The organism is Shewanella sp. SG44-6, assembly GCF_014164185.1.
Lineage (GTDB): Bacteria > Pseudomonadota > Gammaproteobacteria > Enterobacterales > Shewanellaceae > Shewanella > Shewanella vesiculosa.
On sequence record NZ_JACJER010000170.1, the window covers coordinates 1 to 8057 of the forward strand.

Below are 8057 nucleotides of genomic sequence, written 5' to 3' on the forward strand. Positions count from 1 at the left end.
GTTGTTCCATTTATATTAGTTGTTTTCATTATGACTTGTATAAAGTTCTTCAAAACTAATACAGAGGACCACACAGTAAAATTTAAAAAAATGCTTTTTGATACTCAAAGTTTTGACTTTTTAAAATCACTAAAAACCATGATTGGCGAAAAATATGACGTTTGTTGTAACGTTCCAATCGATACCGTGTTTGAAATGGATTCACAAACTGCTGCCGAAAATCATACACGACTCGATTATGTCGTCATTGACCATGATTCGTCAGAAGTGAAGTTAGTTATCTCTGATTTTAGTAATCAAGATGATGCTAACTCAAAAAGTTTGTTCGAAAAATTCAACATTAAATTAGTTGAAATGGCTCGAGGCAAACCTTGTGACATGCAAATGTTAAAACTATCCCTACCTGTATGAAGACCTTATCGGGTGACGACAAGCTGTTTTCACTCGATATTTTATCTTTTTAAATTCTGATCGCGAGGATTCATTATGTCCGTGAATAAATGGCTATTGCCACTCGGCATAGGATTGCTATCACTGTTTCTTAGCCAAGGCGCTCTCAGCGATGAACTTACTGGCAAAATTAACAATGATTCATGCATGAAATGCCATAAACGAAATGGAGCAATGCAGGGATATCATAGCCATGACTCATTAAACATGAGTTGTAGCTCTTGCCATGGTGAAAAAGGCAATCATCCTAGAAAACCTAATGATTTGATGATGTTTTCTTCGGACAATGACATCCCTATTACTGCTAAAAATGCTGTATGCCTTAAATGTCATACGCCAACAAAGTTAGCTGACGCTGAATGGACACATAACGTACATGCGCAAAAAACCAGCTGTACATCTTGTCATCAATTGCACCCTAAATTAGATCCGATGTTGGGGTTAAGTGCCTCAGAGCGCAGCAATAAATGCCAAAACTGTCACTCGGTGCGAGGTAAGTAATCATGGAAAACTCAAGAAGGCATTTTCTTAAAAGCACCTGTGCATTGGTTGCAGGCGTGTCGGTATATCCACTCAGTGGCAAAAATGCCAATGCAGAAATGGAAGCCGATATAAACAACATAAAGTACGCTTTGTTACATGATGAAACCAAATGCATTGGCTGTAATGCCTGTGTTGAAGCATGTCGAGAAGTGAATCATGTCCCCGAAGGCGTTACACGACTAAGCATTGAAAGAACTGGACCATTTGGAGAATACCCTAATCAATTTTATCATTTCTCTCGGCATTCTTGCGAGCATTGCGAAGAGGCACCCTGCGTTTCTGTTTGTCCCACCGGTGCCGCCTTTATTAATAAAGAAACCGGTATTGTTGCAGTCAATGCAGATAAATGTGTCGGTTGCCAATACTGTATTGCAGCCTGCCCTTATGAAGTACGCTTTATTAATCCTGTGACTAAAGCTGCCGACAAATGTGATTTTTGCCGCGAAACGAATCTCAAACACGGTAAACAACCTGCCTGTGTAGAAATATGTCCGACAAAAGCATTAGTGTTTGGCAATCTTAAAGATCCCGAGTCCGAACTGGTTGCACTATTGAAGGCTAATCCGACTGAGCGCTTTAAGCAACGTTTAGGTACCCGGCCTAAAATATTTCGTATTAAAGCGAAACTAGGGGAGATTATATTATGAGTGCTTTTCATTTTGATACCTTGGTTTGGCACTGGCCCATTGCAATATACCTCTTTTTAGCGGGGGTATCCGCAGGCGCCATGTTCTTCTCTGTTTTATTGAAACATTTTTGCCTAAAGGATAAAGCACATCAGTCTGGATTTATTATCGCTGCGTGTATTATTGCGGCAATTTCCGTGGTAGCAGGATTGGGGGTGTTGGTATTAGATTTAACCAAACCTTTGGACTTTTGGAAGATCCTAGTGTTTTACAACCCTACATCGGTAATGTCGATGGGTGTGCTTATATTAATGCTTTATCAAGTATTTATGTATGCCTGGATTGTAATTACATTCAGAAAAATCATTGATGATTTTTGTGAACAACGTTTTCCGATTGTTTGTAAGCTAACACGCATTATCGCGCATTATGAAGCAGGTATAACCGGCTTACTAGTTATCTTCTGTGTATCGTTAGGTGCCTATACCGGCTTTTTATTATCCGCTCAACCTCACTTCCCTATGTGGAATACTGGCGTGTTACCTTTGCTGTTTTTGGTTTCAGGCTTATCTTCAGGTGCTGCGGCAACGTTATTAGGTGGTGTGTTACTCAAAGGCAACCCCAATGGTGCAGAAGTTCGTTTCATTCATAAAATAGAGATCCCACTGATTTTAGGCGAGATACTACTTATGTTCACCTTCTTCCTGGGTTTAGTCTTCAGTGGTGGCCAAAGCAAGGTGGCGGCATTCAATGCTGTCGGAGTAGGTTTTTGGGGCTTTATATTTTGGTTTGGGATTATGGGATTAGGATTATCGGCCCCATTAGCGATGAACTTATTTATGACCGCCACTTCAAAACGCAAGTTTGCCTATGTTGCCGGAACGGCATGCTTAAGTTTATTGGGGGTTATATTGTTGCGTAACTTCATCCTTTACACTGGTCAAATGGTAGTAAACTAGTCGCACTTTTAACGGTGATAGCACGCATTAGCAACCGTACTGTCACCGTATATCTAACAGAGACTAACTCGCTTGGCGTTACACCTATTTCATCACTTGCCATTACCGCCTAACTATTTTCGACCAAGTGAACATCAGCAATCATTAGAACAGAGTGATTAAAACAGCGTCGTTCAAACTCAGTCATATAGCTCAGTCATTTAAGCTTCGCAATACTCCCTACCCCTTAGATCCGATATGAGTATTTTCAATTACAGCTGAGTAAATTGTCTAATTAAATTATGATACACATTATGCAAGTTATCTAATTCAGCACGATCGGTATGTTCAGCTTTAATCAAATTTTGAATGCTTTGATCGAGCTGATATAAGGTTTGACGTAAAGTCATATCGGCAACCATACTTTGCATCCATGTAATAGCTGCAATCCGCTGCCCTCGAGTTACCGCAGTCACTTTATGCAAACTACTCGACGGATATACTACAGCGAATCCTGCCGGTAATTTAATGTGTTGCTGGCCAAATTCGGTGGCAATAACTAACTCACCACCGTCATACTCTTCGGGTTCACTCAAAAATACCGTCATTGATACATCACTGCGGATGACTTCTGCGGTATTAGGGATACGCATAATGGCTGCATCAACATGATAGCCATACTCTTCGGTTTCGCTATAACGATTAAAGCACGGCGGAAATATCTTGTGCGGTAACGCCGCCGATACAATTTTAGGCGTTTCGCCAATACGTGCCAGTAGCTGATTAGCGAGTTGGCGCACATTAGCGTGTTGTGCATCTGCTTGATTGTTATTTTTAACCGACGCCGCCATCCCCATTGCGGTTTTACGACCGTCGCCCCACGGACATTCAGCCAATTGCTGACGATAAGCGCTGACGTCTTGTTTCGAGAGAATTTGTTCAATAACAATCATGCAAACACCTTTAATTAAAACTCATATGTCATCGATAATTTAGCATTACGGGCATCACCTAAGTACATAAATGAGCCAGAACGATAAGCTGCAGTCCAGTATTCTTCATTGAGTATGTTGCCCACGTTTATACGGAAAGTTAAATCCTCGGAGGCATTGTAACTGGCAAATAAATCAACTACTTGATAGTTAGGTACCACAATGCTGTAACGGCTATTGTCGCTATCATATCCTGCAGCAGTGTCTGGTTGTCCACCATACATTTCACTTTGATAAGTGTAACTACCACCAAATACGAATGACTCTGTTAGCTCATAACGCAGCTGTAAATAAGCGCTTTCGTCTGCAAAATTACTCAGTACTAAACCAATGTTAGCTGGATTGTAAGACTCTAAAATTTCTGAATCCATTTTAGCTGCCGAGAATTGTATGCTGAGTTTGTCAGTAATATTGCCGACCATACCAAACTCGATACCTTTAACGCGGTTTTTACCTGTATTAAGTGTCCCCAAAGTTGAGTAGCTGTCGCCAACACTTTCCATTACATCACTTTTCGTGATTTGGAAAATCGATGCCGAAAACATCATTTTGTCGCCGAACAACATCCACTTGGTACCAAGCTCCAAGTTTTCAACCAATTCAGCGTCAGCTTCAGTTGCCTGATCTGGCGTACCACAAATACCACCATAACCGCAGTTAGCCCCTAAGTCAGACTCCCCGCCATTAATGTTAGTGGCAGTACTGTAATTAGCGTAAATATTAGCATCTTCAGATAAGTCATAAACTAAGCCAATATTACCGTTGTACATGGTATCTGAATAGGCATAATCCACTTCGCCACCACGACCCGTTGTGTCGTTACTGTAATCAAAGCTGTCTTGTCTAAAACCAAAGAACAAGGCTAGCTGATCGGTTAATTCGACCGTATCCATTACGTATGCCGATACGGTTTCGATGTCGTATACAGCATCTGAGCCACCATCAACATAGCTGCGATTCATTAATTGGCCAATATTATCGACAGCATTTCCGTTAGCATCAATAATACAATAAGACTCTGATACGCCACCGCGACCATTGGTTAAACAATTACCCTGATTGTTGTTGGTGATGCTATATACGCCGTTGTCGACATTTTCATCTGTATATTCAAGGCCAAATACTAACTTGTGATTAAAACCAAGTGCTTGGGTATTCCAAAATAGATTGAACTGAGTACTGACATAATCAACATCTTGATTACCTTGATGAGTACTCAGCGTTAGAGTGCTAGCACCAGGTGCTGTTGGATCGGTAGCTGCACGCGTCGAGCCGCCCATACCTGTTGTAATGTAGCCGTTTTCGGTATGACCAACACGTGTCGCATTGTACAAAGTAATGCTGTCATTTAACTCATATTCGGTACGTAAGGTGAACGTGGATACTTTTGAATTTAAAAAGTCACCATCTTGAGCGTACACAGGAATATCTTTAATCGGTTCACGGGTTTCACGATCAAAATAACTGCCTAAATCTGGTACATCTTTCGCGTCTAGGTAGTAACCGTCGGCAGTAAATGACAATGCATCGGTGGCTTCGTACACACCTGATAACTGCACACCTTGACGTTCGCTCGTAATACCTTCGCGACCGGGCTTGTCTTCTTCAGCCGTTAATCCGTTAAGTCGCACTGCCACTTTTTCAGATATCGGTAAGTTATAGTCAACCGTTAAACGAGTATGATCGTCAGTGCCAACACCAAGATCGACGCGGCCAAAATCGTAAGCTACTGAGGCTTTTTTAGTCACACTGTTAATGGCACCGCCTGATGAACCACGGCCAGCAAATGTTGAACTAGGACCTTTGGTTATTTCAACACGCTCGGTAGCAAAACTTTCACGAGTGGTCATGCCAGGATCGCGTAGTCCATCAACAAACACGTCACTACGAGCTTCGTGGCCACGAATAATATAGCGATCACCGAACGCATTACCGTTTTCACCGGTACCAAGGGTCACACCGGCTTGGGCTGACAAAATGTCTTTTAAATCAGTATTACCTGACTCTTGAATTTGATCTTGAGTTAACACGGTAATCACTTGCGGCGTATCGACAAGTGCAGCCATCCGACGTTTATCGGCAGAGTTATTAAACATGTAAACCGAGTTTTGCACGCCATGAACACGAATTCGCTCTATAGATTCGTCCGTTTGCGCTGGTTTACATTTCGCCAATATATCCTTATCGCAAGTTTCATTTTTAGTATCTGCAGCGTATAGCGCTGGGCTACTGAATACTAATGCTGCTGCTACCGCTTGAGCACCTAATGATAACTTACTGTAATTATTAGACTTCATGTTTAACATCATCCTATTATTAATAAGCATTAACTAAATTTCATTTATGTGCTGCACTTTACATAAATGAAACAAAGATCGCAAATACAAATCATTATCATTTATGTAAAGATTCATACAGGGTGCGATTTAATCAACAAAATATAGAAATAAGCACACAGGTAGGCGTTATTAGTAACCGTTTGAATACCGCTCAGAAAGAGCGGTCTGGTCGGAATAAGTTAACTGACTTGATAAAGCTCTAACGGAAGTCCATCTGGATCGCTAAAAAAGGTATATTGTTTGCCGGTATATTCGTCAATACGTACAGGCTCAACTGAAATATTATTCTGCTGCAAATGAGTAACCACAACATCGATGTCATCAACTTTGAACGCTAAATGGCGCAAACCTTGAGCCTCTGGATAACTGGGTCTTGGCGGTGCGCCATTAAATGAAAACAACTCAATTTGACTGCCATCGGGCAAGCTTAAATCGAGTTTGTAAGAATCACGTGCTTGGCGATAATGTTCCGCAATAACTTTTAAGCCTAATATTTGGCTGTAAAACGCTTTTGAGCGTGGGTAATCGGCACAAATAATCGCGACGTGATGAATTCCATTTAGCATGGTTGTCCTTATAAACCTATTCTTTAAAAAACCTTTTAAACTAAACACTTAATGAAATGAATTATCAATAGTATAAAGGTAAAAAAATCCTGATAGCATAAGTCTATCAGGATTTTTATCTACTTGAAAAGTAGTCAGAAATCAGTCTAAATCTAATCGATTATCTTTAACGATAATCACTCAGACTAGATACCCACTTCACCACCATCGTTTTTACGGATCATCACAGTTGCCGCACGTGGACGCACTGTAATCCCTGCAGGTGTTATCTCGTCAGCTTTGTCTGAATATGGCCAGTTGCCAGGATGCTGAATATTAGCAAATACCGTTTTATAATCTGGCGTAATCGCAAAACCAGTAACCTCACAGCCATTAGGGCCAACAAAGAAACGCTTAAGCTGAGTTTGGTTGTCTGCGGTCAGCACTTGTTGTTTACCATCGGCATCAAGCATGCTTGATGGCACAATTGCCAACATTTGATCGTTGGTTTCTTCGGTGACTTCCGAGGCTCCATTATCAGTTTGTACCCACAAAATACCGCGCTGGTCGAACGATAAACCATCTGGGCTAGCAAACTGGTTTAAATCCGTTAAGCCAGATAAGTTGGTCTCGGCATCACCATCAGCTGGTGAACCAAACACAAAGATATCCCAAGTAAACTCTGTTGCAGTCTCACCATCATCCCAACGGATAATATGACCAAAGTTGTTATTTAATCGTGGGTTAGCAGGGTTAGTGCTGTCGGTACGTTTACTATTGTTCGTTAAGGTTAAATATACAGTACCAGTAAATGGATCTACGGTTGTCCACTCTGGACGATCCATTGGTGTTGCGCCCACTAAGTCGGCTGCGCCAGCTGTATTGATGATAATGGCTTCGAGTGAATCAAAGCTGTCTGCAAGAGTTTTGCCGTCAGTCGTCATGCCATCTAATGTCAATGGTAACCATTCACCGATGCCATCTTCACTGAACTTAGCTGCATATAAAGTCCCAGCATTCATGTATTTGTCGCCTACAGTTAGGCGATTAGTGCTATTTGCATCTGCAGGATCCCATGGAGCATCAGAAACAAACTTATACAAATATTCAAAACGTGAATCGTGGCCTGAATAAAATGAGATTGGTTTGCCTTCTTCAAGCTTACCAAACACACAACCTTCATGGCGGAAGCGACCTAATGCAGTGCGCTTAATCGCACGAGAATTGGGATTGTATGGATCAATTTCAACAATATAACCATAACCATTAGCTTCGTTACGATAATCGTTTGTGGCACTTGAACCTGTTGGCGTTATATCAAAACGAGAAAATTCATCTAAACGTTCCTCGTCATCACCAGCTAAATGGGTCCAACCATAACGAGTATCAGATGTTGAAATACCAATGCGGGTTTGATCTTCCGTTAAGGTGCCGTTATTAACAAAGTAACCAGGCCAGTTTTCTTCACACGTCAAGTAAGTTCCCCAAGGCGTATAACCCATATGAGCCTCCCGCCAGTCAATAGGCGAGCCTAACTTATTTGACTGCTTTTGCAGTCAAATTAAAATCAATCAACAAATTCATCTACTTCGTCTGTCATTTAGCTGTCAAATCATCGTTTACA

Annotated in this window: 7 protein-coding genes and 1 pseudogene; 4 read left to right on the forward strand and 4 right to left on the reverse strand. The window is 41.3% G+C overall.

What is annotated here, in order from left to right; all coding sequences use genetic code 11:
* The 4 genes from H5185_RS19945 to nrfD form a co-directional block, all read left to right on the forward strand.
* Positions 1 to 411, forward strand: a 411-nt coding sequence (locus H5185_RS19945) for a hypothetical protein (RefSeq protein WP_182742969.1), incomplete at its 5' end; no start/stop codon positions are given.
* A 75-nt stretch (positions 412 to 486) separates the two neighbouring features.
* Positions 487 to 951: a cytochrome c3 family protein gene (locus H5185_RS19950; protein ID WP_182742970.1), complete on the forward strand. Its 465-nt coding sequence runs from the start codon at positions 487 to 489 to the stop codon at positions 949 to 951.
* 2 nt (positions 952 to 953) lie between these two features.
* Entirely contained in the window at positions 954 to 1640 is a 687-nt protein-coding gene (locus H5185_RS19955; RefSeq protein WP_124017370.1) for a 4Fe-4S dicluster domain-containing protein, read from the forward strand.
* Complete coding sequence (nrfD, locus tag H5185_RS19960; RefSeq protein WP_182698616.1) at positions 1637 to 2578, forward strand: NrfD/PsrC family molybdoenzyme membrane anchor subunit; 942 nt, start codon at positions 1637 to 1639, stop codon at positions 2576 to 2578. Before H5185_RS19955 ends, nrfD begins: the two co-directional genes overlap by 4 nt.
* A gap of 251 nt (positions 2579 to 2829) precedes the next feature.
* Here the strand turns inward: nrfD and H5185_RS19965 are convergent, their stop codons facing one another.
* From H5185_RS19965 to H5185_RS19980, 4 genes and pseudogenes are all read right to left on the reverse strand, one after another.
* Complete coding sequence (locus H5185_RS19965; protein WP_182742971.1) at positions 2830 to 3510, reverse strand: Fe2+-dependent dioxygenase; 681 nt, start codon at positions 3508 to 3510, stop codon at positions 2830 to 2832.
* A 14-nt stretch (positions 3511 to 3524) separates the two neighbouring features.
* On the reverse strand, positions 3525 to 5855 hold the full coding sequence (locus H5185_RS19970) for a TonB-dependent receptor (RefSeq protein WP_404948469.1): 2331 nt from the start codon (positions 5853 to 5855) through the stop codon (positions 3525 to 3527).
* A 212-nt stretch (positions 5856 to 6067) separates the two neighbouring features.
* Positions 6068 to 6454: a VOC family protein gene (locus H5185_RS19975; protein ID WP_124017366.1), complete on the reverse strand. Its 387-nt coding sequence runs from the start codon at positions 6452 to 6454 to the stop codon at positions 6068 to 6070.
* 185 nt (positions 6455 to 6639) lie between these two features.
* Positions 6640 to 7932: pseudogene (locus H5185_RS19980) on the reverse strand (PhoX family protein); the annotation flags it as partial.
* Positions 7933 to 8057: the final 125 nt, after the last annotated feature.